26 protein-coding genes are annotated in these 24,776 nt (G+C 43.4%); 24 read left to right on the top strand and 2 right to left on the bottom strand.

The features are described from left to right. The first annotated feature begins 14 nt into the window (after positions 1-14). From V7D18_RS12320 to V7D18_RS12305, 4 genes are all read left to right on the top strand, one after another. Positions 15-1,166: an acyl-CoA dehydrogenase family protein gene (locus V7D18_RS12320; RefSeq protein ID WP_426154571.1), complete on the top strand. Its 1,152-nt coding sequence runs from the start codon at positions 15-17 to the stop codon at positions 1,164-1,166. A 12-nt stretch (positions 1,167-1,178) separates the two neighbouring features. After that, positions 1,179-1,961 carry an electron transfer flavoprotein subunit beta/FixA family protein gene (locus V7D18_RS12315; RefSeq protein WP_426154570.1) on the top strand — a complete coding sequence of 261 codons (783 nt, stop codon included), beginning with the start codon at positions 1,179-1,181 and terminating at the stop codon, positions 1,959-1,961. A gap of 25 nt (positions 1,962-1,986) precedes the next feature. Beyond that, positions 1,987-3,048, top strand: coding sequence for an electron transfer flavoprotein subunit alpha/FixB family protein (locus V7D18_RS12310; protein ID WP_426154630.1), 1,062 nt, complete (start codon positions 1,987-1,989; stop codon positions 3,046-3,048). 110 nt (positions 3,049-3,158) lie between these two features. Beyond that, positions 3,159-3,395, top strand: a complete 237-nt coding sequence (locus V7D18_RS12305; RefSeq protein WP_426154569.1) for an oxaloacetate decarboxylase — start codon at positions 3,159-3,161, stop codon at positions 3,393-3,395. A gap of 46 nt (positions 3,396-3,441) precedes the next feature. Here the strand turns inward: V7D18_RS12305 and V7D18_RS12300 are convergent, their stop codons facing one another. Further along, the gene (locus V7D18_RS12300) at positions 3,442-3,891 is read right to left on the bottom strand and encodes a DUF2798 domain-containing protein (protein ID WP_426154568.1); all 450 of its coding nucleotides are present in this window, start codon (positions 3,889-3,891) and stop codon (positions 3,442-3,444) included. 377 nt (positions 3,892-4,268) lie between these two features. Here V7D18_RS12300 and V7D18_RS12295 point away from each other — a divergent pair, with 377 nt between their 5' ends. The 18 genes from V7D18_RS12295 (at position 4,269) to V7D18_RS12210 (ending at position 21,475) form a co-directional block, all read left to right on the top strand. Next, complete coding sequence (locus tag V7D18_RS12295) at positions 4,269-4,877, top strand: flavodoxin family protein (RefSeq protein ID WP_426154567.1); 609 nt, start codon at positions 4,269-4,271, stop codon at positions 4,875-4,877. A gap of 127 nt (positions 4,878-5,004) precedes the next feature. Beyond that, positions 5,005-5,271 (top strand): hypothetical protein, encoded by a 267-nt coding sequence (locus V7D18_RS12290; RefSeq protein ID WP_426154566.1) that lies wholly within the window; start codon positions 5,005-5,007, stop codon positions 5,269-5,271. A gap of 79 nt (positions 5,272-5,350) precedes the next feature. Further along, positions 5,351-5,989, top strand: a complete 639-nt coding sequence (locus V7D18_RS12285; RefSeq protein WP_426154565.1) for a TrkA C-terminal domain-containing protein — start codon at positions 5,351-5,353, stop codon at positions 5,987-5,989. Positions 5,990-6,378: 389 nt separating this feature from the next. Further along, on the top strand, positions 6,379-7,572 hold the full coding sequence (locus V7D18_RS12280; RefSeq protein WP_426154564.1) for a quaternary amine ABC transporter ATP-binding protein: 1,194 nt from the start codon (positions 6,379-6,381) through the stop codon (positions 7,570-7,572). After that, positions 7,565-8,404, top strand: coding sequence for an ABC transporter permease (locus V7D18_RS12275; protein WP_426154563.1), 840 nt, complete (start codon positions 7,565-7,567; stop codon positions 8,402-8,404). The genes V7D18_RS12280 and V7D18_RS12275 overlap by 8 nt, the downstream gene beginning before the upstream one ends. 37 nt (positions 8,405-8,441) lie before the next feature. Next, the gene (locus V7D18_RS12270; RefSeq protein ID WP_426154562.1) at positions 8,442-9,314 is read left to right on the top strand and encodes a glycine betaine ABC transporter substrate-binding protein; all 873 of its coding nucleotides are present in this window, start codon (positions 8,442-8,444) and stop codon (positions 9,312-9,314) included. Positions 9,315-9,321: 7 nt separating this feature from the next. Further along, a complete protein-coding gene (locus V7D18_RS12265) occupies positions 9,322-9,597 on the top strand; it encodes a hypothetical protein (protein ID WP_426154561.1) in 276 nt (91 codons plus the stop codon). Between the two features lie 161 nt (positions 9,598-9,758). Then, complete coding sequence (locus V7D18_RS12260) at positions 9,759-11,138, top strand: efflux RND transporter periplasmic adaptor subunit (RefSeq protein WP_426154560.1); 1,380 nt, start codon at positions 9,759-9,761, stop codon at positions 11,136-11,138. 12 nt (positions 11,139-11,150) lie between these two features. Further along, positions 11,151-11,918, top strand: coding sequence for an ABC transporter ATP-binding protein (locus tag V7D18_RS12255; RefSeq protein ID WP_426154559.1), 768 nt, complete (start codon positions 11,151-11,153; stop codon positions 11,916-11,918). Continuing rightward, positions 11,912-13,120, top strand: coding sequence for an ABC transporter permease (locus tag V7D18_RS12250; RefSeq protein WP_426154558.1), 1,209 nt, complete (start codon positions 11,912-11,914; stop codon positions 13,118-13,120). Before V7D18_RS12255 ends, V7D18_RS12250 begins: the two co-directional genes overlap by 7 nt. A gap of 8 nt (positions 13,121-13,128) precedes the next feature. Then, positions 13,129-14,340, top strand: coding sequence for an ABC transporter permease (locus V7D18_RS12245; RefSeq protein ID WP_426154557.1), 1,212 nt, complete (start codon positions 13,129-13,131; stop codon positions 14,338-14,340). A 121-nt stretch (positions 14,341-14,461) separates the two neighbouring features. Next, positions 14,462-14,890, top strand: a complete 429-nt coding sequence (locus tag V7D18_RS12240) for a hypothetical protein (RefSeq protein WP_426154556.1) — start codon at positions 14,462-14,464, stop codon at positions 14,888-14,890. Further along, positions 14,887-15,834 carry an ABC transporter permease gene (locus tag V7D18_RS12235; protein WP_426154555.1) on the top strand — a complete coding sequence of 316 codons (948 nt, stop codon included), beginning with the start codon at positions 14,887-14,889 and terminating at the stop codon, positions 15,832-15,834. The genes V7D18_RS12240 and V7D18_RS12235 overlap by 4 nt, the downstream gene beginning before the upstream one ends. A 26-nt stretch (positions 15,835-15,860) precedes the next feature. Continuing rightward, a complete protein-coding gene (gene cdaA / locus V7D18_RS12230) occupies positions 15,861-16,733 on the top strand; it encodes a diadenylate cyclase CdaA (protein ID WP_426154554.1) in 873 nt (290 codons plus the stop codon). Further along, entirely contained in the window at positions 16,711-18,021 is a 1,311-nt protein-coding gene (locus V7D18_RS12225) for a CdaR family protein (protein ID WP_426154553.1), read from the top strand. The genes cdaA and V7D18_RS12225 overlap by 23 nt, the downstream gene beginning before the upstream one ends. Before the next feature lie 46 nt (positions 18,022-18,067). Further along, positions 18,068-18,331, top strand: coding sequence for an HPr family phosphocarrier protein (locus V7D18_RS12220; protein ID WP_426154552.1), 264 nt, complete (start codon positions 18,068-18,070; stop codon positions 18,329-18,331). Between the two features lie 34 nt (positions 18,332-18,365). Next, positions 18,366-20,081, top strand: coding sequence for a phosphoenolpyruvate--protein phosphotransferase (ptsP, locus tag V7D18_RS12215; protein ID WP_426154551.1), 1,716 nt, complete (start codon positions 18,366-18,368; stop codon positions 20,079-20,081). A 101-nt stretch (positions 20,082-20,182) separates the two neighbouring features. After that, positions 20,183-21,475 carry an O-antigen polymerase gene (locus V7D18_RS12210; RefSeq protein ID WP_426154550.1) on the top strand — a complete coding sequence of 431 codons (1,293 nt, stop codon included), beginning with the start codon at positions 20,183-20,185 and terminating at the stop codon, positions 21,473-21,475. A gap of 88 nt (positions 21,476-21,563) precedes the next feature. Here V7D18_RS12210 and V7D18_RS12205 read toward each other — a convergent pair whose 3' ends face one another. Beyond that, a complete protein-coding gene (locus V7D18_RS12205) occupies positions 21,564-22,418 on the bottom strand; it encodes an AraC family transcriptional regulator (RefSeq protein WP_426154549.1) in 855 nt (284 codons plus the stop codon). A gap of 137 nt (positions 22,419-22,555) precedes the next feature. Between V7D18_RS12205 and V7D18_RS12200 the strand changes: the two genes are divergently transcribed. Both V7D18_RS12200 and dapF read left to right on the top strand, forming a co-directional pair. Further along, on the top strand, positions 22,556-23,575 hold the full coding sequence (locus V7D18_RS12200) for a D-alanine--D-alanine ligase family protein (RefSeq protein WP_426154548.1): 1,020 nt from the start codon (positions 22,556-22,558) through the stop codon (positions 23,573-23,575). A 2-nt stretch (positions 23,576-23,577) separates the two neighbouring features. Continuing rightward, positions 23,578-24,438, top strand: coding sequence for a diaminopimelate epimerase (dapF, locus tag V7D18_RS12195; RefSeq protein ID WP_426154547.1), 861 nt, complete (start codon positions 23,578-23,580; stop codon positions 24,436-24,438). Positions 24,439-24,776: the final 338 nt, after the last annotated feature.

The raw sequence follows: 24,776 nt of genomic DNA, 5'->3' as shown, positions 1-24,776 counted from the left end.
AGGAGAAGCAGGATATGGATTTTAGTTTATCAAAAAAACATCTTCTGGCACAATCGCTGTACAGAAGTTTCACTGAAAATGAGGTGAAGCCAATGGCGCATGAGGTAGATGAGAAAGAAATATTTCCCAGGGAAACCGTAGAAAAGATGGCTGGATGCGGGTTGATGGGAATACCGGTTCCAAAGGAGTACGGCGGGCAGGGCTGTGATGTATTATCTTACATCATGTGCGTGGAAGAATTGGCAAAGGCATGCGGAACCACAGCGGTGATCCTGTCAGCCCATACTTCCCTTTGTATAGATCCCATTCTTACATACGGGACAGAGGAACAGAAGCAAAAATATATACCTGATCTGGCGGCAGGCCGGAAGCTTGGAGCGTTTGCACTGACAGAACCGGGAGCTGGAACCGATGCCCAGGGACAACAGACAAAAGCTTATCTGGACGGGGAACAATGGGTACTTAACGGTTCCAAGTGCTTTATTACCAACGGAAAGGAAGCAGATGTCTATATCATCATAGCGGTGACAGGAACCGTTGAAAAGCGGGGAAAAAAATCAAAGGAGATATCCGCTTTTATTGTGGAAAAAGGAACGCCCGGCTTCTCATTTGGAACCAAGGAAAAGAAGATGGGAATCCGGGGGTCTGCCACCTATGAACTTATATTTGATGAATGCAAAGTACCGAAGGAAAACCTTTTGGGAATGAAGGGTAAGGGGTTTGGTATTGCCATGCATACACTGGACGGCGGAAGAATCGGCATTGCTGCTCAGGCACTTGGCCTTGCAGAAGGGGCTTTTGAATCCGCTGTAAAATATGTGAAAGAAAGAAAACAGTTCGGACGTGCGCTGGGACAGTTCCAGAATACCCAGTTTCAGCTGGCGGATATGGCAACCAGGATAGAGGCGGCTAAAATGCTGGTATACAAAGCCGCTTTCGCAAAGGAAACCCAGAAGACATACAGTGTGGAAGCTGCAAAGGCCAAATTGTATGCAGCAAAGACTGCCATGGAAGTAACGGAAAAAGCGGTTCAGCTCCACGGAGGCTATGGATATATCCGGGAATATGATGTGGAACGAATGATGCGTGATGCGAAAATAACGGAGATATACGAGGGAACAAGCGAGGTACAGCTTATGGTGATTTCCAGCGACGTGCTAAAATAAGGAGGATACACAGTGAATATTGTTGTTTGCATAAAACAGGTGCCTGATACAAAAGGCGGTGTAAAATTTAATCCGGACGGGACACTTGACAGAAGTGCCATGCTGGCAATCATGAATCCGGACGATAAGGCGGGTCTTGAGGCAGCCCTCAAATTAAAAGACCAGTACGGTGCAAAGGTGACAGTTATTACAATGGGTCTTCCCAAAGCAGATGAGGTTTTAAGAGAAGCTCTGGCAATGGGAGCAGACAACGGAATTCTTGTCACAGACCGGGTACTGGGAGGCGCTGATACATGGGCAACCTCCTCCACATTGGCAGGAGCCCTTAAAAGACTTGACTATGATCTGATTATCACTGGGCGTCAGGCTATTGACGGCGACACAGCCCAGGTGGGACCTCAGTTATCCGAGCACCTTGATATCCCGGTCATATCCTATGTACAGAATTTAAAGATCGAAGGGGAATATGTGGTTGCAGAGCGTCAGTTTGAAGACCGATATCATCTGCTCAGAGCAAAGATGCCATGCTTAATTACCGCTCTCTCTGAGCTCAACTCTCCCCGGTATATGACGCCGGGCGGCATATTCGATGCCTATGCTGCAGAGATTACCGTGTGGGGAAGACAGGATTTAAAAGAGGTTGATGACAGCAATATTGGTCTGAAAGGGTCCCCCACCCAGATTGCAAAGGCATCTGACAAAGTGAGAAAGGGTGCCGGAGAGGTTGTGAATCTGGATGTGCCGGAGTCAGTTGATTATATTATGAACAAACTTAGAGAAAGACATATCATCTAATATGGAAAGAAAAGTGGTGAATAAAATGGGTTTAGAGGAGTATAAGGGTGTATACATATTTGCCCAGCAGGTAGATAATGAACTTAGCAGGATTGCATTGGAACTGTTAGGTAAGGCGAGGGAACTGGCAGAAAGTTTAGAGACCGATGTTACGGCGGTCCTGTTAGGTTCCGGTGTAAAAAAGATGACAGATGAACTGGCTGAATACGGGGCGGATCATGTCATCGTGGTTGATAATCCGGTGTTAAAGGAGTACATGACAGAACCATATACCCATGCGCTGGCCGGTGTGATTGAGAAATACAAACCGGAGATTGTATTGGTGGGTGCGACTGCAATCGGCCGTGATCTGGGACCAAGAGTTTCAGCCAGGGTTGCTACAGGGCTCACTGCAGACTGTACCAAACTGGAGATTGGGGATTTTCCGTTAAAACCGGTGGCAGGCAGAGAACAGAAGCACAACCAGCTTCTGATGACCCGACCGGCCTTTGGCGGCAACACCATAGCCACAATTGCGTGCCCAAACCACCGTCCCCAGATGGCGACTGTGCGTCCCGGGGTAATGCAGGCAATCACACCCATAAAAGACCGGAAGGCAATCGTGGAAGAATTTGATCCCGGATTCACACCCGATCACAAATATGTTGAGATACTGGATATTGTAAAATCGGTAGCGGAGTGCGCTGACATCATGGATGCCAAAATACTGGTGTCAGGAGGAAGGGGGATTGGCGGACCGGAAAATTTTGGTTTACTGGAAGAACTGGCTTCTGCTCTTAATGGTCAGGTCAGCTGTTCCCGCGCGGTTGTAGATGCGGGCTGGAAGCCCAAGGATATGCAGGTAGGACAGACCGGAAAGACTGTGAGGCCAGTTGTATATTTTGCCATTGGTATTTCAGGAGCAATCCAGCATGTGGCGGGTATGGAAGAGTCTGATATCATAATTGCTGTCAATAAGGATGAAACGGCTCCTATTTTTGATGTGGCAGACTATGGGATTGTGGGAGACTGGAAAAAGATTGTGCCGGAGCTGATAAAAAAGATCCGGAATGAAAAAGTAACAGCCCCTGCTGCTTTTCTGAAATAAAGAATAAAAGTTATAATTATAGAAGAAACATCTACTAACTGTACAAAGCTCCGGCAATTTGATATATTTATTATAAAGTACTAAAATAATCAAAAAAGGGGCGAGCGGAAATGATGAAATGGATTTGTGGTTTTACAGGTATAGCCGGGTGTGTTCTGGTAATAGCCGGTGCATTGTTTACAAGAAATAAGGCGGTTACAGTGATTGGCGGAGCCGATGGTCCAACGTCTATATTTATAGCAGCAAAGCCGAGTCCAGTTACTTCCACAGTCCTGTTGGCAAGTGGCATCATCATCATTCTGGGAACCATAATTATAGTTGTGAGAAATCTGAAAAATCATAAATAGTAATAGGCAAAGCAGGCAGATGAATTTTTGCCTGCTTTTATGATATTCATATTTCCTTAAAAATTAATCGAAATATAAGTCTTACAAAAGGTCCGCAATAGAACATCTGAAATAAAATTGCCATTGGGAAATTCATCGCCCATGTCTGTATCCAGGTTCCGAAATCAGGTTCTTTAAAAAGAATTGTGGCAATCAGACTCATAACCGGGCACATGATGCAGCAAATACAGATTGAGATCGCGTATGTAATAAATTGAGGCCGGTCCTCCGGTCTTACAACTTTAAAAGCAAGCATTTTTGCCAGTTTTCCTACCACAAAGAACTCTAAAATAAAAGCAATTGGAACCATAATCGGCATTTCGAGAAGCGCTGCGAGAAATGTCTCGCTGGTAACACCTCCCATATTCAGTGCAACATTGTAGACAATCATTCCGCATACCATAACAGTTGCCATAATGGCAGTAAAAACGACGTCTTGAAATTTGTTTTTTGGCATAAAAAATCCTCCTGGAATATAATGAATGTGTTGTTCGTTATCATCCAGAAGGAGTGTGCGTTTCCAATTTTGTACCATATTTAAATTTTGCTCAGCTAGCATAACATAAATACAGCTCTTATGCAAGTTTTTTCTACCCAATAATGGCATTTACAAATTTTTAAATTAAGATTATAATTATTTTCACACGGAAAGAGATGATTAAATTGAGGAAGCACTGCATTGAAATAAGATTGAAAATAATGCTGCAGTATTAAGGGAATGGCAGGAAGAAAAGATGAATTTTTAGGCATTTCATCTTTGGTATGTTGCATGTGCAACATACCATTTTTAAATATATGGTAAAGTTAAAATAGTAAAAAAGACAGGTGAAAAAGTTGAACGATAAAATTTACGTTTATTTATCATCGCTGACAGGAAATACGGAGAAGCTTGCAAGAGGCGTGTTAGAGATTCTGAGCAGAAAAAATTGGTTGTTTTCTTTGCATGACAATGAATTGATCACCTCTTCTGATGAAACAGGTGAATTAGTGATTCTGTTTTTCTGGTGCCGGCGCGGTAATTTGGATTATGCCAGCCGGGTGTTTTTAGAACACTGTAAAAATAAAAAGATTATAGCAATTGGTACCATGGGGGGATACCCTGACAGCGGGTACGGAAGTAAGGTGAAAACAGCCGTTTTTCAATTGATTTCGGAGAATAACATCTGTATGGGAGTATTTTTGTCCCAGGGAAAAATTGACATTCAGCGGACGGAATATCGAAAAACATTGCCACCGGAACACCCTCATTATTTAAATAATGAGGGAATAAGGCGCCATGAGGAGTCGCGCAGGCATCCAGATCAAACCGATATAGAACGTGCAGGGGCGTTTTTGGAGAATAAAATTATGGAATATAAAGCTGTTAATCAGGTTGTCTGCGTAGATGGAGAACCGTGTATACAATGTGGGATGTGTTCTTTGCCAGAAAAAGGTAAGGTGTAATATAATTAGAATGTCAGAAAGCTGTATAAAAAAATAAACAAGGTTGGCAATACTGTTTTTTTCTTTAGAATTGTGCTATATTAGTAATAGTTATCTTTATTCTAATTTTTCCATGGGAGGTTATGGTATGAATCTTTGTATTGGTGACAAGATTACGGTCTGTGAGGAAGATCATGAAAACAGTTACAATGTAGAAGAAATTACAGAAGATTATGTAAAATTGACAAACGGCATTACTTACTACGCTTCTGCTGATGGGAAAGAAAAAGAGGAGCAGGGACTGATTACGCAGCAGGTAGTTAACCGCCTCCACCAGGTGGAAGATATCAGTTATCAGAAAGCTGTTAAAATTCTGGAAATTCTCATGGATGCAGATGGTGAAAATGAGAATTAACATGGCTTGTTTTTCGTCTGGTTTTAAGCTATACTAAATCTGTTTTATATTATAATTCAGAAAAGGAAATGATAATCACATGGACATAGAGCCAAAGACCAGAACCGTTATTCCCCGCTACCAGCAGATTGCAATCGAAGTGGCGGCCCGCATTGCCAATGGAGAATACGGAGAAGGTGAGAAGATATATGCCCGCTCCTCACTTGCAAGCCAGTACGGCGTTTCGCCGGAAACTGCCCGCAGGGCCATTTGCATACTCAGTGATTTAGGGATTGTATCATCGGAAAAGGGCAGCGGTATTATTATAAGATCCCAGAAAAAAGCGGCGGATTATATTCAGCAGAACAGCAAGCTGGAGACCATTGATACCATTAAAGAGAATTTATTAAAAAGTGTAGCCCGCCAGAAGAAAGAGATGGACTACCTAAATGAGTGTATGAATGATCTGATTGAAGCTTCGGTTCATTTCCGGTCCATGAATCCGTTTATGCCATTTGAGATCCGGATCACAAAGGACTGCATTTACTTAAATAAGACGGTAACGGAGATACAGTTCTGGCAGCATACAGGCGCGACTGTGATCGCTGTAAGCAGAAAGGACATGGTGATGAAATCACCGGGACCATATGTAGCGCTGACGGAGGGCGATACCATTTATTTCATTGCCCAGGATGATACGGCAGACCGTGTAAAGAAATTTTTATATCCCGATAAATAGATAAAAAGTAAGACCGTAAGGCCGCAGGAATCTCACCAGAATCCTGCGGCCTTATTTTTGGTCCGGAGAGTAAAACATGTTAAGAAACTTGACAGACCTTAATAATTATGTTATATTTTTAAAAGTGACAACTTATTAAAACTATCAAGTTGTTAATTCGGTCTAATTCACAGAAGACTAACAAATTAGTTAAAATGCAGCTGGTATCAGTATTCTTTTAATCTTTTACAAATCAAAAATCCCCTTAGATAATCAACTCTTCAGTTATGGGACGTAATATTACGGTTTATTTTTGTTTTCGTTTTTTTTAAACAATAGTTGCAGTGAGGATATTGATCGTTTGGTATGCCAGTTTTGTAAAATAAAAGAAAAGGAGAATAGAGCGATATATGACCAAATTAGAAGTGAAGCATCTGTATAAGATATTTGGTGCCACCCCCAACCGAGTGATGGAACGATTAAAAAAAGGCCAGTCTAAAAATGAAATATTAAAAGAAACAGATCATGGGATTGGTGTAAATAATGCAAGCTTTGCAGTGGAAGAAGGAGAAATCTTTGTAGTCATGGGACTTTCCGGAAGCGGAAAGTCGACTTTAATCAGATGCCTCAACCGCCTGATCGAACCCACCAGCGGAGAAGTCTATATTGATAATGAAAATATCATGCAATGTGATAAGGCACAGTTAAGAGAAGTAAGAAGAAAAAAGATAGGTATGGTATTTCAGAACTTTGCGCTGCTGCCCCACCGCACCATTGAAGAAAATGTGGCATTTGGTCTTGAAATACAAAACGAAAAGCTGGAAGACCGTACAAAGAAAGCAATCGAAGCTCTGGAACTGGTAGGGCTGAAGGGTTATGAAAAATCCATGCCATCTGAACTCAGCGGAGGTATGCAGCAACGGGTGGGTCTGGCAAGAGCATTGGCTACCAATCCGGATATCTTACTGATGGATGAAGCATTCAGCGCACTGGATCCATTAATTCGAAAAGAAATGCAGGATGAATTGCTTTCTCTTCAGTCTAAAATGCAGAAAACAATTATTTTCATCACCCATGACCTTGATGAGGCATTAAAAATAGGTGACAGAATTGCGATTATGAAGGACGGAGAGATTGTTCAGATCGGAACGCCGGAAGAGATTTTAAAGAACCCTGCCAATGATTATGTAAAAGAATTTGTTCAGGGGGTAAACCGGGTAAAAGTCGTAACTGCCGGTTCGATTATGAAACCTGCAGGCACACTGGTATACGCCAAAGACGGTGCCAGAGTGGCAGTCAGAAAAATGACGGAAGCCAACATATCCAGTGTTTTTATGGTAGATAAAGAAAAGAAATTAAAGGGCATTATCACGATTGAAGATACCATGCAGTTAATCAAATCCGGCAAGGATGATTTAAGTGATATTATCGATCGTGATATCTGTGAAGTTACACCTGATGCTTTGATTGAAGATTTAATACCATTATTTATGAATTCAAAATATCCGGTTGTGGTAGCTGATGAGGAACGCAGAATCCTGGGAATTATCTTTAAGGTTTCCGTACTGGCCGGAATAATGGGAGAGGAGGCAGTATATGATTAGACTTCCAATTGGAATTTACGTAGAAAAGGGTGTTGACTGGATGACGATCCACTGGTCGTCGTTTTTTACAGGGATAAAAACAGGCATAGAGGCGATTATAAATGGATTTGAGTTTATATACATTGGAATACCGTTTGTTATTATGCTGGTTATGATTTCAGCGCTTGCATACTTTACAGCTGGAAAGAGAACAGCAATATTTTCAGTGGCAGGCTGTCTGATTATTAAAAGTATAGAATTATGGGAAATGACCATGAGTACATTTGCCCTTGTTACAACGGCAACCTTAATTGCCCTTATGATTGGTGTCCCTCTGGGCATCTGGATGTCAGGAAGTGACCGGCTGAATAAAATAATGAGGCCGGTTCTGGATTTCATGCAGACAATGCCTGCATTTGTGTATCTGATTCCAGCCGTTTACTTTTTTGACCTGGGTCCGGTGCCAGGTGCTGTTGCAACGATCATATTTGCCATGCCCCCGATTGTACGTCTGACAAGTCTGGGGATCAGACAGGTGCCTGCCGATGTGGTGGAGGCCTCCAAGTCTTTTGGAGCAACCCAGAAACAGATGCTCTTTAAGGTGCAGATTCCCTTAGCAATGCCCACAATTCTGGCTGGTTTAAATCAGACCATTATGCTGTCCCTGTCAATGGTTGTAATATCTGCCATGATTGGGTCAGGAGGACTTGGTGATGTTGTATTGAAGGGAATATCCCAGATGAAGATCGGTGATGGTTTTGAAGGCGGTCTTGCTGTAGTAATTCTGGCGATGATATTAGACCGGATCACACAAAGTGTAGGCAAATCAAAAAAAGGGAAAGCCTCAAAGTAGTGAACAATCAATCAGGAATCAGGAAAGGAAAGATTAAATGAAGAAAATTTTAGCATGTGTATTAACATTAGGATTAGCGGCAGGTTTGATAACCGGATGTTCCTCTTCCTCCAACAGCAGCAAGGTGGAGACAAAGAAGATAAAAATCGGGTATGTGAACTGGTCTGAAGGAATTGCCATGACGAACCTGGCAGCGGCAATACTTGAAAATAAACTGGGTTATGATGTAGATATGGTACTTGCAGATGTGGCGCCTGTTTTCACCTCGCTGGCAAGCGGAAATACAGATCTGTTCCTGGATACGTGGCTGCCCGTTACACATAAGGAATATATGGATAAGTATGGAAAAGACATTGTAGATATGGGCGTTGAATATGAAAATGCAGGTATTGGTCTCGTAGTTCCGTCTTATGTTGAGATTGACAGTATTGATCAGTTAAATGACAAAAAAGACGAGTTTGGCGGAAAAATTATAGGAATTGATTCCGGAGCCGGAATTATGAATGCCACAGAGTCAACAATTGACAAGTATGGTCTTAATTATCAGCTGGTAAGCGGAAGCGGTCCTGCAATGACCGCATCTTTAAAAAAGGCAATTGATAATAAGGAACCAATTGTTGTAACTGGCTGGACGCCTCACTGGATGTTTGCACGGTGGGATTTAAAGATTTTAAAAGATCCCCAGGGGATTTACGGTGATGCAGAAAACATACATGCATACAGCCGGAAAGGGTTTGAGGAAGACATGCCGGGAGCAGCCGAATTTATTAAGAATTTCAAATTATCCGATGAGCAATTATCTGATTTAATGGCTAAGATTGAGGACAGTAAGGCGGAACCCATCGAGACGGCTAAAAAATGGATGGATGAGAATGAAGATCTGGTAAATACATGGATCGGGAAGCAGTGATGATTTTATGATTTTTGCAGGTCTGGTCTTTGTGTCATTGTCCGTTGTTTTCGGCTGTCAGCAAGTCCGCTGGCTACTGGCTGGAGAAACCGAATTATCTCAGAAAGAAGAACGGGTCAGTATTTTGTTCAGTAATTATTTAAAAGGAGATGCATTCCTCGTATTTGTGCTATGGGGATTAAAGCATTTTCCCGTTCCTTATCTTTATGAGACAGCAGGAATTTTATTTTTAATTGCCACGTTTCTATTTCTGAAAAGTATGGTTATTATTTTAAAAAATTAAAACTGTAATAGAAGACTGCTTAAGGGAAAATACCCCCTTATAGCAGTTTTTTTCAAATTGACTGGAAAAATTTAGAAAATTATAAGAATTTTAATATTTAATTCATTATAACCCCCCGCTATAATAAGATAGAGACTGATACTGATATGGAGGGTACGGGCATGAAATTGTTCAAGAAGAAAAAAGATGAAGAGGTTTTGGTGGCTGAGACCGGACCTATGGCTGATGATGATTTTGAAAAAGAACTTAAGAATCTGATGTCTGAGGAGCATGCAGGTAAAAAGAAGAAAAAGCTGTTTAAGAAAAAATGGAGCAGGAAGAAAAAAATAATCGTGGGCTCTGCGATTGCTGCAGTGTTCCTTTTTATTGCCTTTCGCAGTGCTGCAAGCGGAAAAAGTGCGGTAATGCCTGTTACGGTTACACCATTAAAGAAAGGTGAGGTTACGGAGATCCTTTCCGTAAGCGGTCCGGTACAGGGAACCGACAGCGTGGAGGTTGTTTCCAATTTACATGCTGAGATTCTGGAGCTTCCGGTTAAAGAGGGTGACAGGGTAGAAAAGGGGCAGTTGCTGGCCACTCTTGATGATAAAGATGCGAAAAAAGAGGTGGATATCGCACAGAATGCTTATGATCTTGCTGTCAGTACATATAAGGATAAGCAGCTGGAAGCAGAAAATGGTTATGCCAAGGCAAAGCAGGATTTTGAGGCGGCAAAAGCAAATTACAACAGGACGCTCCTTCTTTACCAGGGAGGAAGTGCAACAGGCGTTGAGCTGGAAACAGCTTCCAATAACATGAATGATAAAGCAAGGGAGATGACCACCTATACTCTGAAAGATGGAAAACCGGTTGCCAATGAATCCTATTCTCTGCAGATTGAAAAAGAAGCATTTGAGCTGGAACAGAAAAAAGAAGCGCTGCAAAATACAAAAGTCAACAGTCCGATCGCAGGAACCGTTGTGCGTGTAAATTGTAAGGTGGGCCGTTTTGCAGATAAAACAGACGATGACAAACCCATGTTTATCATTAACAATCTGGATGTGTTAGAGATGAAGATCAATGTCAGCGAATATTCCATCGGTAAAGTAAAAGTGGGGCAGCCGGTTGATATCAATGCCGACATCTTAAATGGTGAGACCGTAAAAGGGGAAGTCACTGCAATCTCACCAACAGGAGAAGAGAAGGGCGGCGGTTCTACGGAACGTGTTATTCCTACCACCATCCGTATTATTGATCAGAACTCAAAGCTGATTGCCGGAATTACGGCGAAGGCCAGAATTGAACTGCAGAAAGCCGAAGATGCATGGGTAGTGCCCATATCAGCATTAATCCAGAATCCCGATGGGAGTATGGCGGTAGCCTCAGTCGTTAATAACACTGTGAAATACATTCCTGTAAAAACAGGTGTGGAAAGTGATATTGAATCGGAGATTATTCCGGAAGAAGAGGGTGCTCTGACAGAAGGTCTTCAGCTGATTGAAGCTCCATCCTCCATGATCACAGATGGAATGACGGTACATGCGCTTCCGTCTCAGCCGTAGGGGGGATGCTGTATGTGGAAAAAGAAAGAAGTGATACCTGACTACATTACCCAGAATGTCAGCGAGGATCTGATTAAACTGGTTGATATGGTAAAGATATATGATACCGGTTCCATTAAGGTTTTGGGATTAAAGCGGGTGAACTTAACAATTAAGCGGGGAGAGTTTGTGGCCATCATGGGCCAGTCAGGCTCCGGAAAATCCACGCTGATGAATATACTTGGGTGTCTGGACCGGCCTACCATGGGTCATTATTATCTGGATGGCATCGATACAGCTGACATGCCGTCTGATGATTTATCTGCCATCCGGAATCGTAAGATCGGATTTGTTTTCCAGTCCTTTAATTTAATATCCAGAACCTCAGCCTTGAAGAATGTGGAGCTTCCCATGACATATGCCCATATTTCAAAAAAAGCTAGGGAAAAAAGGGCGCTGGAGCTTTTGGAACGGGTAGGCCTGGGAACCAGATATGAACATATGCCCAATGAGCTTTCCGGAGGTCAGAGGCAGAGGGTTGCGATTGCGAGAGCTCTCGCCAATGAACCGCCGCTCATTCTTGCAGATGAGCCCACCGGTAATTTAGACTCAGCTTCATCGGTAGAAATTATGGAATTGTTCTCCAAGCTTCACAACGAAGGCGCAACTGTGGTTTTAGTTACTCACGAAGAGGATATTGCGGCATTCACCAACCGGATTATCCGCTTTAAGGATGGCAGTCTGGTCAGTGATACTCCCAATATTCCGGTGTCGAATCAGAGCGGGGAAGCATTATGCTGAGAGAAAATATGAGTATGGCAATGCATGCCATAAAGTCCAATAAAATGCGTTCATTTCTTACCATGCTGGGCATCATTATCGGTATCGGTGCAGTGATTGCCATTGTATCGGTAGGAGACAGCATGAGAAATGTTTTTACAGATGCTTATAAAGACGTGGGGATTAACCGGGCGCTTATTCTGGTATCATGGGAAGTCACAGATTTCCGGTCCTCCGATTATTTTGACAGAGATGAGATGGAGCGTGTAAAAGAGATCTTTCATGATAAGATCGAGTATATTGACAGTAATTCCAGTGCGGATACAGAGGCTGTGAACCGCTTAAAGAAGGTAAAGTTCGAGTTTCAGGGAGTCGATAGTAATTATATGAACGTTCAGCCGCAGAATATTATTTACGGCAGATTTATAAATGAAGCAGATGTAAAAAAGGCGGCAAACCACGTGGTGCTGGAGGATAAAGGTGCAGTGGCGCTGTTCGGTACTGCTGACTGCGTAGGACGTACCTTCCGCATGACTGTCAATAAGGACACTCAGGAATATACTGTGGTGGGCGTATATCATAAAGACTTATCCCCCATGGCTGCCATGCTTCTGGGCAACGGACAGAAGCAGGCCGGATTTATACCTGACACCGTTGTCAGCAGAAAAGGCGATAAGTTTCAGGTGCTGAACTTTTATGTCCGCGACGGAGTGAATATGAATGAATTTCTTCCGGAGTTAACCAGATATATTGCAAAGACAAAAGGAAGAAAAGAATCAGAAATAATGGTCAGGTCTGTAGCAGATCAGATGGGAAGTGTGGATGCCCAGCTTTCCGCCATGTCTGCAGCGGTAGGAGGAATCGCTGCCATCTCTCTTCTGGTAGGCGGAATCGGAATCATGAACATCATGATGGTGTCTGTAACAGAGCGTACCAGAGAAATCGGAATCCGGAAAGCACTTGGTGCCAGAACCAGGGATATTATGATTCAGTTTTTAACAGAATCGGCACTGATGTCTGCATGCGGAGGTATCATTGGAATCATCCTCGGAGTGACGATTGTAATGATTGGAGGAGCGGTTTTAAAAACAGCCGTAATCGTAAGACCCTCCGTGGTCGTTCTGGCTGTTGGTTTTTCGGGATTGGTTGGTATATTTTTCGGTATTTATCCGGCTTCGAAAGCGGCAAAGGCAGATCCGATAGAAGCTTTGAGGTATGAATAGGAGGAAGCATGCTGTTTGAAAATATGACTATGGCAGTTCATGCCATAAAAGCGAACAAAATGAGGTCTCTTCTTACCATGCTTGGAATTATCATTGGTATCGGATCAGTCATTGCCATTGTATCCATCGGTGATACCATGAGGTTTATGGTTTCTGATATCTACAAGGACGCGGGAACAACCCTTGCTTCTGTATATATCTGGCCCTCCGACGGCAGTGAGATGAGAGACAGCGATTATTTCAACGTGGATGATATAGACCGGATCAAAGAAGTTTACGGAGATGAGATCAGTTATATTGACTGCGACTCACGGCAGAATGCGGAAGCTGTTTTCGGCAGAAACAAGGTAAAATTCGCGTTTGAGGGTATTCGCGCCAATTATCCCGACGTTCATAAGATAAATATCATATACGGCAGGAATTTAAATGAGGCGGACATAAAGGGCAGAAAAAATCATGTTGTTCTGGAGGCGAAAGGCGCGAAAGAGTTGTTCGGTACGGAAAATGCTGTAGGAAAGACTTTCCGGACGACTATTTACGGAGATACAGAAGATTATGACGTGGTGGGGGTGTACCGCAAGGAGGAGAATCCATTTGAAGCGATGGCAGGCGGGTCCGATGATAAGAAAGAAGGCTATATGCCTGAGACTTTGTTAGTCTGGCCCAATGATTTTAATTACAATATCAGGCTTTACGCGAAGGAAGGAACCGATATGTCTGCTTTTTCTGACCGGTTTTCCCAATATATAGCAAATACCAAAAACAGAAAGAGAGAGGATGTTACCTTTTATTCCGTATCAAACGAAATGGGAAGCGTTGATCAGGTTATGGGCGGTCTGTCTGCGGCAGTAGGCGGAATTGCAGCGATTTCACTTTTAGTTGGCGGTATTGGAATCATGAATATTATGCTGGTTTCCGTGACAGAACGAACCCGGGAAATCGGCATACGTAAGGCTCTTGGAGCAAAAACATGGGATGTTATGGTCCAGTTTCTGACTGAATCGGCCATTCTTTCTGCAATGGGGGGAATCATTGGTGTCATATCGGGAGCAGGACTGGTTTTGCTTGGAGGGACACTTCTTGGAATGACAGTTGTAATCAAACCGATGGTAATTTTAGTGGCGGTTGGATTTTCTGCACTGGTGGGACTGTTTTTTGGAATATATCCGGCTTCGAAAGCGGCAGGGAAAGATCCCATTGAAGCCTTAAGATATGAGTAAAAAGCGCAGCAGCTTTGCTGTGCTTTTTTTTCAAAAAATAAAAAATTCCTTAATAGGCTCGCAAAGTATCATGTTCTATGCTATAATAGGGTGATATCTTATGGTATAGTGAGGAGACCATATGCTGAGTGAAGAAAAAATAAAAATCATGACCAATCTCGCCATGTTTGAGAAACAGGAAGGTAAGAGAATATTTCCGATTAACCGGTACTTCAAAAGTGACTATGTCAGCAGCAAGCTGTTCCGCTCCTTTTTCAGCTACACCTTTAGTTTTTTATCCTGCCTCCTTTTATGGGGACTCTATTACATGGAGCGCTGGCTGAATACCATGGATTTAACGAGTCTGACGGGAACGGGAATAAGGATTGGTATCATATACGCTGCCGGACTGGCGTTTTATCTGGCCATCAGCATCTATATATATATGAAGCGTTACGAACATGCAAGCCGGGGAATGAAGGTTTATCTGGCAAAATTAAAGAGACTGGACAAGCGATATGATGGAAACACCAGATCAATAAAAAGAATAAAAGGAGGGCGTACATCATGATGGGCCTTCTTGTACTAAGAGAACGACTAAAAGAGTTTTATGCAAGGTATGGAATCTATATCACTCCTGTTATCAAGTTTATTTTCAGTTTTCTGGCTTTTTCCTTGATGAACAAGAATATTGGATTTATGACGAAGCTGACAGAACCGTTTATCCCTCTGGTTCTGGCTTTGGTCTGCTCTTTTCTGCCTTATGGAGCCATTTCCTTCTTGGCAGCCAGTTTTATGCTTGTCCATTTATCGGGCATATCAATGGAGGTTACCCTGGTTATGGCTGTATTTATTCTGGTGGTTGGCCTGCTGTATTATGGCTTCCAGCCGGGAGACAGTTATCTTCTGGTTTTAACACCGGTTTTTTTCCTTTTAAAGATTCCTTATGCAATTCCTTTGATTGTAGGGCTTTCCGGAGGAATTGTTTCCGTGATACCGGTAGGCTGTGGTGTTTTTATTTATTTTACCCTTCTTTATGTAAAACAGAATGCCGGAGTTTTAACCAATGATTTATCAGCGGATGAGATGCAGAAGTTCATGCAGCTGATGAAGAGCCTGCTGGCGAACAAACTCATGTTAATTATGGTGCTTGCTTTTACTCTGGCTCTTTTAATTGTGGTAATAATAAAAGGACTGTCCATGGATTATTCCTGGGTAGTGGCGATTATAGCAGGTACAATTGCCCAACTTAGTGTTATTTTCATCGGAGACATTACAGCGGATGTATCGGTATCTGTTCTGGAACTCTTTGGAGGAGTTCTTGTTTCCGTTATACTTGCAGCAATCTATACGTTTTTCGTTTTTACAGTAGATTACACACGTACGGAATACGTCCAGTTTGAAGATGATGATTATTATTATTACGTTAAGGCGGTTCCCAAGCTGACGGTCAGCACCCCTGATGTAAAAGTTCAAAAAATTAATGCCAGAAAACTCCAGAGACCGCAAAGGTAAGAAGAACAAAAAGGGAGGTGGATCACATGGCAAATTTTTTAGATAAGATGTATTCCTGGGTATCGTTCCTTCCCAGGATATCAAAGACAAATCTGGTTGAGATTGTTATCATAGCTGTTTTGCTGTATGAGCTTCTGACCTGGATTATGAATACGAGAGCCTGGACACTGTTAAAAGGTATCATTGTAATCTTTGTATTCTATGTCTTTGCTTACGTTTTCCGCTTGGATAATATTTTCTGGATACTTAATAAGATCGCTGCTCCGGCGGTGACCATGGTGATTGTGATCTTCCAGCCGGAACTGAGAAAGGCGTTAGAGCAGCTGGGAAGCAAGAATCCTTTTACCGGAATTCTTACCTTTGACGATGGAAGAGATAATTCCAGCTTTACGGATAAGACCATTAATGAACTGGTAAAAGCAACCTTTGAGATGGCAAAAGTAAAGACGGGAGCGCTGATCGTGATTGAGCGGACCGATTCCTTAAAAGAGATTGAGCGGACAGGAATTGAAGTAGGCGGAATTGTCAGCAGCCAGCTTCTCATTAATATTTTCGAGCATAACACCCCTCTTCATGACGGAGCTGTGGTGATCCGGGGAAACCGGGTGGCAGCAGCGACCTGTTATCTGCCCCTGTCTGATAATATGACGATCAGTAAGGATCTTGGAACCAGGCACAGGGCGGCAGTGGGAGTGAGTGAAGTCAGTGACAGCATAACCATCGTGGTTTCTGAGGAAACCGGACGGGTGACGGTTGCGCTGGAGGGAGGATTAAAAAGGATTGCAGATGCGGATATGCTGCGGACCATTCTGGCCGGCGTAAAGCAGGCGGGAGAGGAAGGAAGCAGATTCAGGATTTTGAAGGGAAGGCGTAAGAATGAAGGAAAAGCTGTTAAATAACCTTGGACTGAAAGTTGCGTCGCTGGTGCTCGCTGTTGGAGTGTGGATGGCGGTAGTGAATATATCAAACCCCGTCATTACCGATTCCCAGTTTGTTACGGTTGAAATCCGTAATGAGGAAGCTTTAGAGGCGGCGAACCTGACCTATGAAATCGACGGCAAGGATGTGGTGGCAGTCAGCTATCAGGTAAGGACCAGAGACCGGTCTCTTGTGAAGGCATCAGACTTTCATGCATATGTGGATTTAAAGGATTATAATGTAACGGGCGCAGTTCCCATTACAGTAGAGATAAATAAAGATAAGGAAAGTCTGGTGAAAAGCGATACCATTACGGCAAAACCCATGGTGATCCGGATCAGAACGGAACAGCTGCAGACCAAAAAATTTGATTTGCAGGTGAATACCAAGGGAAAAGCCGAGGATGGCTATGCTACCGGGACGATTAACCTGGTTCCGGACAATGTAACCGTGCAGGGACCGGAATCTTTGGTAGGTCAGATCAACCATATGGGAGTGGAAATTCAGATTGCTAATAATGTGAATTCAGATATCAGTTCATCTGCTGCTCCTCTTTTTTACGATGCCAACGGCAATAAACTGGACCTTTCGGATAAGGTGACTGTGAATAAGTCGGAAATCGATTATTATGTCCAGATACTGAAAGCAAAGGACCTGTCCCTTAATTATGAAGTTACGGGTCAGGTTGCAAAGGGATACCGTTATACAGGACTTGAAACAGATGTGAAGTCTGTTTCAGTCGTAGGCACCAAATCCGTGCTTGCCTCTCTTTCGTCCGTCGCAGTAGCTTCGGATAAACTGAATATTGACGGGGCAACAAAGGATAAAGTAGTACAGCTGGATTTAAGCCAGTATCTCCCGCCGAATACCACCATTGCAGGTGATAAATATAAAAATGTATCCGTTAAGCTGAAGGTGGAGCCGCTGACCACCCGGGTATTTACCCTTCAGTTGGATAACCTGGACAAAAAGGGCATGTCCGCGGATTACAGCTATAGTTTTGATAAACCGACCTGTGATGTTACTGTAAAGGGGCTGAAGGAAGATTTAGATGCATTGAAAGAAGAAAATTTAAATGCAATTCTTGATGTCTCCGATCTGAATCCGGGCACATATCCTGGACTGCTTCATTTTGAGATTGCTGAAGGGTTTGAAGTTACCGTTTACACGCCTTTTAATGTAACGGTAGCGAAGGAGAATACGGAGTCTGCACCACAGACGCAGGACACCACTGCGCCAAGCACATCAGAGAGCGCGGCACAGCAATAAGGGCCTTTAAGATGGGCAGTATGTAGAAAGATTGGAGGAATTCAGTATGGTCAGTGCTAAAGTTGTTATAAAGAATCCTACCGGCCTGCACTTGAGACCGGCAGGGATTCTTTGTAGGGAAGCCATGAACTTTAATTCAGTAGTGAGTTTTCGTTTTAAGAACACCACTGCCAACGCAAAGAGTGTACTCAGCGTGTTGGGAGCCTGCGTAAAAAGCGGCGATGAAATTACCTTTGTCTGTGAGGGAGCAGATGAAGAGGAGGCTCTGGCTGCCATGATCAAGGCTGTTGAGGGGGGCCTTGGCGAATAGATTTTTTCATTTTTTAATTAATAAGGAGGATTTTATGTTTAAAGGAACAAGCGCATCTGCGGGAATCGGAATTGGGAAAGCCGTTATCGTAGAAGAGACAGAACTGAAGATTAAGAAAGACACAATTACAGATGTGGATGCGGAAAAAGCCCGCTTTCAGAGGGCTGTAAACCAGGCGATGGAAGAAACCGACGCTCTGGCGAAAGATCTTGCCACAAGAGTAGGAGAAAAGGAAGCCGAGATTCTTAACGGACATCTGCTTCTGCTTTCTGATCCTATGCTGGTTGGTGAAATTGAAAATTCCATTTCCGGTGAGATGGTTAACAGTGAATTTGCTATCGAGACTGTATGCAATACGTATGCGGATATGTTTGCCTCCATGGGAGATGAACTGATGCAGCAGCGTGCCACCGATATGCGGGATATTAAAACCCGTATGCAGAAGATTCTTCTGGGTGTCAGCTCCGTGGATATCGGGGCGCTTCCGGCAGGAAGTGTTATTGTTGCAAGAGACTTAACCCCGTCCATGACAGCCGGAATCAATCCTCAGAACGTAACCGGCATTGTAACAGAGCTGGGCGGTAAGACATCACACAGTGCCATTCTTGCAAGAGCACTTGAGATCCCTGCGGTTGTTGCAGTTGACGGCTTCATGAGCCGGATTGCAGACGGTGCAGAGCTTATATTAGACGGATCAGAGGGCGTTGTATTTGCAGATCCGGATCAGGCTGTCAGGGAAGAATATACAGCGAAAAGAGATGCGTTCTTAAAAGAAAAGAAGGAATTGGAACAGTACATCGGAAAGCCAACCGTGACAAAAGACGGAGTAACCATTGAACTGGTTGCCAATATCGGAAAGCCGGAAGATGTGGAAAAAGTTCTTCATTATGACGGGGAAGGGGTTGGTCTGTTTCGTACCGAATTCCTTTTTATGGACCGGTCAGGCATGCCTACGGAAGAGGAGCAGTTTGAGGCATACCGCAGGGTAGCAGCTGCCATGAACGGCAAGCCTGTAATCATCCGGACTCTGGATATCGGCGGAGACAAGGAGATCCCTTATATGGGCCTGGAAAAGGACGAGAATCCGTTCCTTGGATACCGTGCCATCCGTTTCTGTCTGGACCGGAAGGATGATGTATACCGTCCCCAGCTACGGGCACTTTTAAGAGCCAGCGCATTTGGCAATATCCGGATTATGGTGCCGATGGTGACCTGTCTTGAGGAGTACCGGGAAGCAAAGGCCCTCGTAGAAGAGATTAAGAAAGAACTGGATGAAAAATCCATTGCTTATAAGAAAGATATCCAGGTCGGAATTATGGTGGAGACAGCAGCAGCTTCCCTGATGGCAGATGTATTTGCCAGAGAGGTTGATTTCTTCAGCATCGGAACCAACGATCTGACACAGTACACCATGTCTGTAGACCGGGGCAATGACAAGGTATCCTACCTTTATTCCCCGCTTAATCCGGCTGTTTTAAGAAGCATACGCCATGTGATTGAGTGCGGAAGAAAAGAAGAAATTATGGTAGGCATGTGCGGAGAGGCTGCAAGCGATCCCATGCTGATCCCGCTTCTTCTTGCGTTCGGTTTGAATGAGTTCAGTATGAGTGCATCTGCAATCTTAAACGCAAGAAAGCTGATTACCGGATACAGCACACAGGAGCTTAAGGAAGTTGCCGAAAAGGTCATGTCCTTTGCCACTGTAAAAGAAGTAGAGGATTATATGAAAGATTTTATCAGCCGTTCATAATAGAATGGATCGGGAAAAATGCAGCTGTTGCCGTTAAGGCGGCTGCATTTTTTCCGAAAATAGGTAAAAAGGCGATTATTTACTAAAGGGGATATGTTACGATGAGCGTTTATCTGATCAGTTATGCAGCATCTTATCTATTTGCAAGAGCCGGTTATTATTGGCTTTCCGGTTTGATCCTCATGCTAGCGGCACTCTTTCTTTATTGGTATGATTACAGGAGAACGGAGAACATCGTTCATTTACGGGGATTGTTTTCCCTGTTCTGGGTTGGAGGACAGGGCGTTGCCTGCTTAAAGCTGTCAGAACTGTCTTCTGACTGGAGCATCATTACCTGGCTTTGTTTTCTGGTGGCGCAGTCAGGCTTCTGGGTGATGTTTGAGTTTATGATCCGAACCCAGGGCACTGCAGGAGGGCAGCGTTCCAGCTGGTTTAGCTTTAAAGGATATGAAAAACCGCTGTTTCTGGCCATGCTGCTGACTACACTACTGTCACTTGCTGCATTTCTGACAGAGGCAGCTGTACTGGGCTTTATCCCGTTTTTTATCAAGGGAGTGCCTCATGCGTATTCCACGTTCCATATCACGGGAATCCATTATTTTACCGTATCCTGCGTTCTGGTTCCTGCTCTTTCCGTGCTGTATTTCAGCATTGAGCAGGGAAGGAACGGGGTCAGGCTGGTTCTTACCGTGATCATGGATCTTGTTGCCTGTGCCATTCCGGTTTTATGTGTTTCCCGGTTTCAGCTGATTCTGGCTGTTGGTCTGGCAATCCTCACCTACATCGCCATGGAGCACAGGCTGAAGATCATATACGGTGCAGGGCTAATGCTTGGCATGATTCCCATCTATGTGATTCTTACCATAGCCAGAGGACATGATGTCGCTTATTTAAATGGTATTTTTCAGATGAAATACAGCCAGATGCCCATATTTATCACGCAGCCGTATATGTATATCGCCAATAATTACGATAATTTCAACTGCCTGGTGGAGTGGCTTCCATCCCATACATTCGGTCTTAGAATGCTGTTTCCTTTATGGGCATTAACAGGACTTAAATTCCTGGTACCTGCACTGGTGGATTTTCCCATTTACGTGACAAAAGAAGAATTGACAACAGTCACACTTTTTTATGATTCCTTTTATGATTTTGGTATTGTGGGAGTTCTTTTGTTCAGCTGTATACTGGGGGCGGTTGCATTTTTCTTAATGCGGCTGGTAAAGCGGGTGAGAAACCCAATCGGCTATCTGTTTTACGCCCAGTTTGCCATGTATCTGATTCTGTCATTTTTCACAACCTGGTTCAGTAATCCGGCTACCTGGTTTTATTTCGCACTGACCGGTGCTTTATATGTGTTCTGTTCGTGTAAGAATAACGGAAGGCATGAATAATTTGAAAATAGAAACTTTTATAAAATATGCGCATGGATCTGGCCAAAAAGCCCGGTTCATGCGCATGTTTTATGTCTGGCAGCTATATTTATAACAGAATGGTATCTTCCTTCATGGTTTCGGAAGGGGAGATATGAAACTTATTTTTATAGGCTCTTGAAAAGGTGGAATAGTTTTTAAATCCGCAGGAAAAGCATACTTCTGTAACGGAATTACCGGTTCTTAAACGTTCTCTTGCCAGCAGCAGGCGTTTTTCCGTAATATAATCAAAGAGTGTATAGCCGGTCTCTTCTTTAAAAAGATGCATCAGATGGTAGCGGCTGATAAAAAATGATTCTGCTATGGAATCCACCGTCATATCCTCCGTTAAGCGGGTGTTAATATGGTCCATGATGCTTAAGATCCTGGCATCCCCCGTAGATGGGGGCAGGTACTGAACTCTGTTTGTCAAAGAAGCCCGGTTTAACTGGATCATAAATTCAAGAAAGACCACCTGACAGTATAAATCTTTCGCATAGCCGTCATGGGTGCAGGCGTATTCTAAGTTGGTCAGGGTCCGGTATAAACTGCTTTTTTCCATGGAATGAATTCTGAGAACATGGGAATGAAGCTCTTTGGACTTTTGAAAACACGCACTTAAATCATAGCTTTCCGACTGGTATGCATTTAAGAAGCCGGGAGAAAGATAGACTATGATTCTTTCGTAAGGAACCTGCGGGGCGATATCCGGCCGGTGTATGTCGTTATGGCTTACCAGAATGATGTCATATGGCTCCAGACGATAGGCACAGCCTTCAATCCGGTAAGTTACGGATCCCTGTATAAAAATAATTATTTTATCAAAATCGTGGTAATGGTAGTCGTAGTTCTGATTTCCTTCATCAAGAAGATGAAACAGCTTAAAATTACTGTTTAAATATCCTCGTTTTTCGTAGTTATTCATTGCGGCAGGTTACGCCTCCCTTCCTTTCTATAATACAACACAATTTGCAATGTATAAAGCATTATATTAATAGAAATGATAGAAAGTGCTGTTTATAATAGATGATATCAACCAAACAATGGAATGAAAAGGAATGAATGATGAAGATAGCAGTACTGGCGGGCGGGTACAGCCCGGAACGGGAGGTTTCCTTATCCTCAGGAGCCATGATCACAAACGCACTGATGGAGCGGGGACATGAAGTATGTCTTGCAGATTCGTATCTGGGAATTCCGGATGGGGAAGAGATCCGGTTTTACAGTTTAAAAGATGGAATGAAATTTTCCAGCCATATTGGCAGCAGTGCTCCCGATTTGGAGCAGTTAAAACGAAAGTCCGGCTCCAGGGGAATCATGGGCAGCCGGGTAATAGAAGTCTGTATGCAGTCGGATATGGTTTTCCTGGCACTTCACGGAGGAGCCGGTGAAAACGGGCAGATTCAGGCAATTCTTGACGGATATGGAATTGCTTATACAGGAACCGGATATGAAGGGTGCTTAAAAGCGATGGATAAGCACCTTGCCAAGCTTTTAATGCGGGAGGTGAATATTCCAACTCCTGAGTGGAGACTTTATGAAAAAGGAGCCCAGGCAGAGCCGTTTTTATTTCCCTGTGTTGTGAAACCATGCGGCTGCGGGTCCAGTGTGGGAGTTACCATGGTGGAAGGGGAAGACCAGTGGAAACAGGCGCTTGATACAGCATTTTCCTGTGAAAATACAGTTCTTGCTGAGGCGAAGATTTCCGGCAGAGAATTCTCAGTCGGGATTCTCGGAGGAATTGCCTTGCCGGCTATTGAAATTAAGCCGAAAAGCGGTTTTTATGATTATGAGAACAAATACCAGCCGGGATTGACAGAGGAAATCTGTCCTGCCAGTTTAACCGCAGAAGAAGCGGACCATATGGCGGGCCTGGCTTTAAACGTACATAAGACGCTTGGGCTTGGTTATTACTCCAGAGTGGATTTTATGATGGAAGAGGACGGCAGCCTTTATTGTCTGGAAGCAAATACATTACCGGGAATGACACCTTACAGCTTACTTCCTCAGGAAGCAGCGGCTGCAGGAATATCTTATCAGGAACTGTGTGACGCAATTGCGAAGCATGGGAAAGGGGAATAAAAATGAATATTACTTTGGAAAAATATCACGGTCTTGGAAACGATTATCTGATTTTTGATCCCAATAAAAATGAGTGCAGGCTGACAAAAGAAAATATCCGTCTGATCTGTGACCGGAATTTCGGCGTGGGTTCAGACGGGCTGTTAGTGGGACCCATACTGGGGCAGGATAAGCTGGAAGTGAAAATATTAAATCCTGATGGAAGTGAAGCTGAATTAAGCGGGAACGGAGTACGGATATTTGGAAAGTACTTAAAGGATGCCGGTTATGTACAGAAAAACAAATTTGTAATCAGCACGTTAAGCGGAGAACAGACCATTCAGTACTTAAACGAAGAGGGAACAAGAATCAAGGTTTCCATGGGAAAACTCAGCTTTTACAGCGATGAAATACCTGTTACAGGGCCGAGAAGAGAGGTTTTAAATGAAACCATGCTGTTTGGCAGCATTCCTTACCGTGTCACCTGTGTAAACATCGGAAATCCTCATTGTGTAATCTGGCTGAATGATATATCAAAGGATCTGGTATGCCGGATCGGAAAGCATTCTGAAAATGCCGAATATTTTCCGGAGCGGATCAATACCCAGCTTTTAAAAGTGCTTGACCGGACGAATATTGAGATTGAGATTTATGAAAGGGGAGCCGGTTATACTCTTGCATCAGGGACCAGCGGCTGTGCAGCTGCCGGAGCCGCATACCGCATGGGTCTGACAGATCCCAAGATGTATGTCCATATGCCCGGCGGAGTCCTGGAAGTGGAAATTAAAGAAAATTACAGTGTTCTGATGACAGGTGAAGTCGGTTATGTGGGCAGATTTACCCTGTCCCATGAATTTGCAGAACAGGTGAAGGCGCTTCAGTAAAAAGGAGCATTCTGGCATGACAGCCGCCTGCAGGAAGCCGTATGGGAAATTCCGGCCGATGCAGACGGCAGGTCATGCTTTTTTTGTTTGAAAGGGATAAAAAAAATATTTATAAAATAAGAAAATTTCCTTGCATATTAAACCCTGTTATTAAAATTATGTTGCAATAAATTTAATTGGCAGACTCGATATTTTAGAGCCTGAAGTTCCCTGTTTATCAAGGTAAATGGAAAAAGTTACCAGTAAAAAACGGATCTCTTTGGGTGAGAACAGATCAACCCGGGAATAAATATGAATATTTATTATTGATTTTGAATAAAAATTCTGCTGTGGTGTAT

Source organism: Lacrimispora sp. 38-1, from assembly GCF_049890855.1.
In the GTDB taxonomy this organism is placed as follows: Bacteria; Bacillota; Clostridia; order Lachnospirales; family Lachnospiraceae; genus Lacrimispora.
The sequence above is the reverse complement of the archived record's forward strand: the minus strand, read 5'-3'. Positions and strand labels throughout refer to the sequence as shown.

Excerpts from the sequence above, each read along its gene's own strand:
- V7D18_RS12290 (WP_426154566.1), top strand. The coding sequence starts at position 5,005 with ATGAATCTTTGTATTGGTGACAAGATTACGGTCTGTGAGGAAGATCAT.
- V7D18_RS12275 (WP_426154563.1), top strand. The coding sequence starts at position 7,565 with ATGATTAGACTTCCAATTGGAATTTACGTAGAAAAGGGTGTTGACTGG.
- V7D18_RS12270 (WP_426154562.1), top strand. The coding sequence starts at position 8,442 with ATGAAGAAAATTTTAGCATGTGTATTAACATTAGGATTAGCGGCAGGT.
- ptsP (WP_426154551.1), top strand. The coding sequence starts at position 18,366 with ATGTTTAAAGGAACAAGCGCATCTGCGGGAATCGGAATTGGGAAAGCC.
- V7D18_RS12300 (WP_426154568.1), bottom strand. The coding sequence starts at position 3,891 with ATGCCAAAAAACAAATTTCAAGACGTCGTTTTTACTGCCATTATGGCA.
- V7D18_RS12310 (WP_426154630.1), top strand. The coding sequence starts at position 1,987 with ATGGGTTTAGAGGAGTATAAGGGTGTATACATATTTGCCCAGCAGGTA.
- V7D18_RS12320 (WP_426154571.1), top strand. The coding sequence starts at position 15 with ATGGATTTTAGTTTATCAAAAAAACATCTTCTGGCACAATCGCTGTAC.
- V7D18_RS12265 (WP_426154561.1), top strand. The coding sequence starts at position 9,322 with ATGATTTTTGCAGGTCTGGTCTTTGTGTCATTGTCCGTTGTTTTCGGC.
- V7D18_RS12250 (WP_426154558.1), top strand. The coding sequence starts at position 11,912 with ATGCTGAGAGAAAATATGAGTATGGCAATGCATGCCATAAAGTCCAAT.
- V7D18_RS12200 (WP_426154548.1), top strand. The coding sequence starts at position 22,556 with ATGATGAAGATAGCAGTACTGGCGGGCGGGTACAGCCCGGAACGGGAG.
- V7D18_RS12225 (WP_426154553.1), top strand. The coding sequence starts at position 16,711 with ATGAAGGAAAAGCTGTTAAATAACCTTGGACTGAAAGTTGCGTCGCTG.
- V7D18_RS12260 (WP_426154560.1), top strand. The coding sequence starts at position 9,759 with ATGAAATTGTTCAAGAAGAAAAAAGATGAAGAGGTTTTGGTGGCTGAG.
- V7D18_RS12245 (WP_426154557.1), top strand. The coding sequence starts at position 13,129 with ATGCTGTTTGAAAATATGACTATGGCAGTTCATGCCATAAAAGCGAAC.
- V7D18_RS12255 (WP_426154559.1), top strand. The coding sequence starts at position 11,151 with ATGTGGAAAAAGAAAGAAGTGATACCTGACTACATTACCCAGAATGTC.
- V7D18_RS12235 (WP_426154555.1), top strand. The coding sequence starts at position 14,887 with ATGATGGGCCTTCTTGTACTAAGAGAACGACTAAAAGAGTTTTATGCA.
- V7D18_RS12210 (WP_426154550.1), top strand. The coding sequence starts at position 20,183 with ATGAGCGTTTATCTGATCAGTTATGCAGCATCTTATCTATTTGCAAGA.
- V7D18_RS12280 (WP_426154564.1), top strand. The coding sequence starts at position 6,379 with ATGACCAAATTAGAAGTGAAGCATCTGTATAAGATATTTGGTGCCACC.
- dapF (WP_426154547.1), top strand. The coding sequence starts at position 23,578 with ATGAATATTACTTTGGAAAAATATCACGGTCTTGGAAACGATTATCTG.
- V7D18_RS12305 (WP_426154569.1), top strand. The coding sequence starts at position 3,159 with ATGATGAAATGGATTTGTGGTTTTACAGGTATAGCCGGGTGTGTTCTG.
- V7D18_RS12220 (WP_426154552.1), top strand. The coding sequence starts at position 18,068 with ATGGTCAGTGCTAAAGTTGTTATAAAGAATCCTACCGGCCTGCACTTG.
- V7D18_RS12240 (WP_426154556.1), top strand. The coding sequence starts at position 14,462 with ATGCTGAGTGAAGAAAAAATAAAAATCATGACCAATCTCGCCATGTTT.
- V7D18_RS12285 (WP_426154565.1), top strand. The coding sequence starts at position 5,351 with ATGGACATAGAGCCAAAGACCAGAACCGTTATTCCCCGCTACCAGCAG.
- V7D18_RS12205 (WP_426154549.1), bottom strand. The coding sequence starts at position 22,418 with ATGAATAACTACGAAAAACGAGGATATTTAAACAGTAATTTTAAGCTG.
- cdaA (WP_426154554.1), top strand. The coding sequence starts at position 15,861 with ATGGCAAATTTTTTAGATAAGATGTATTCCTGGGTATCGTTCCTTCCC.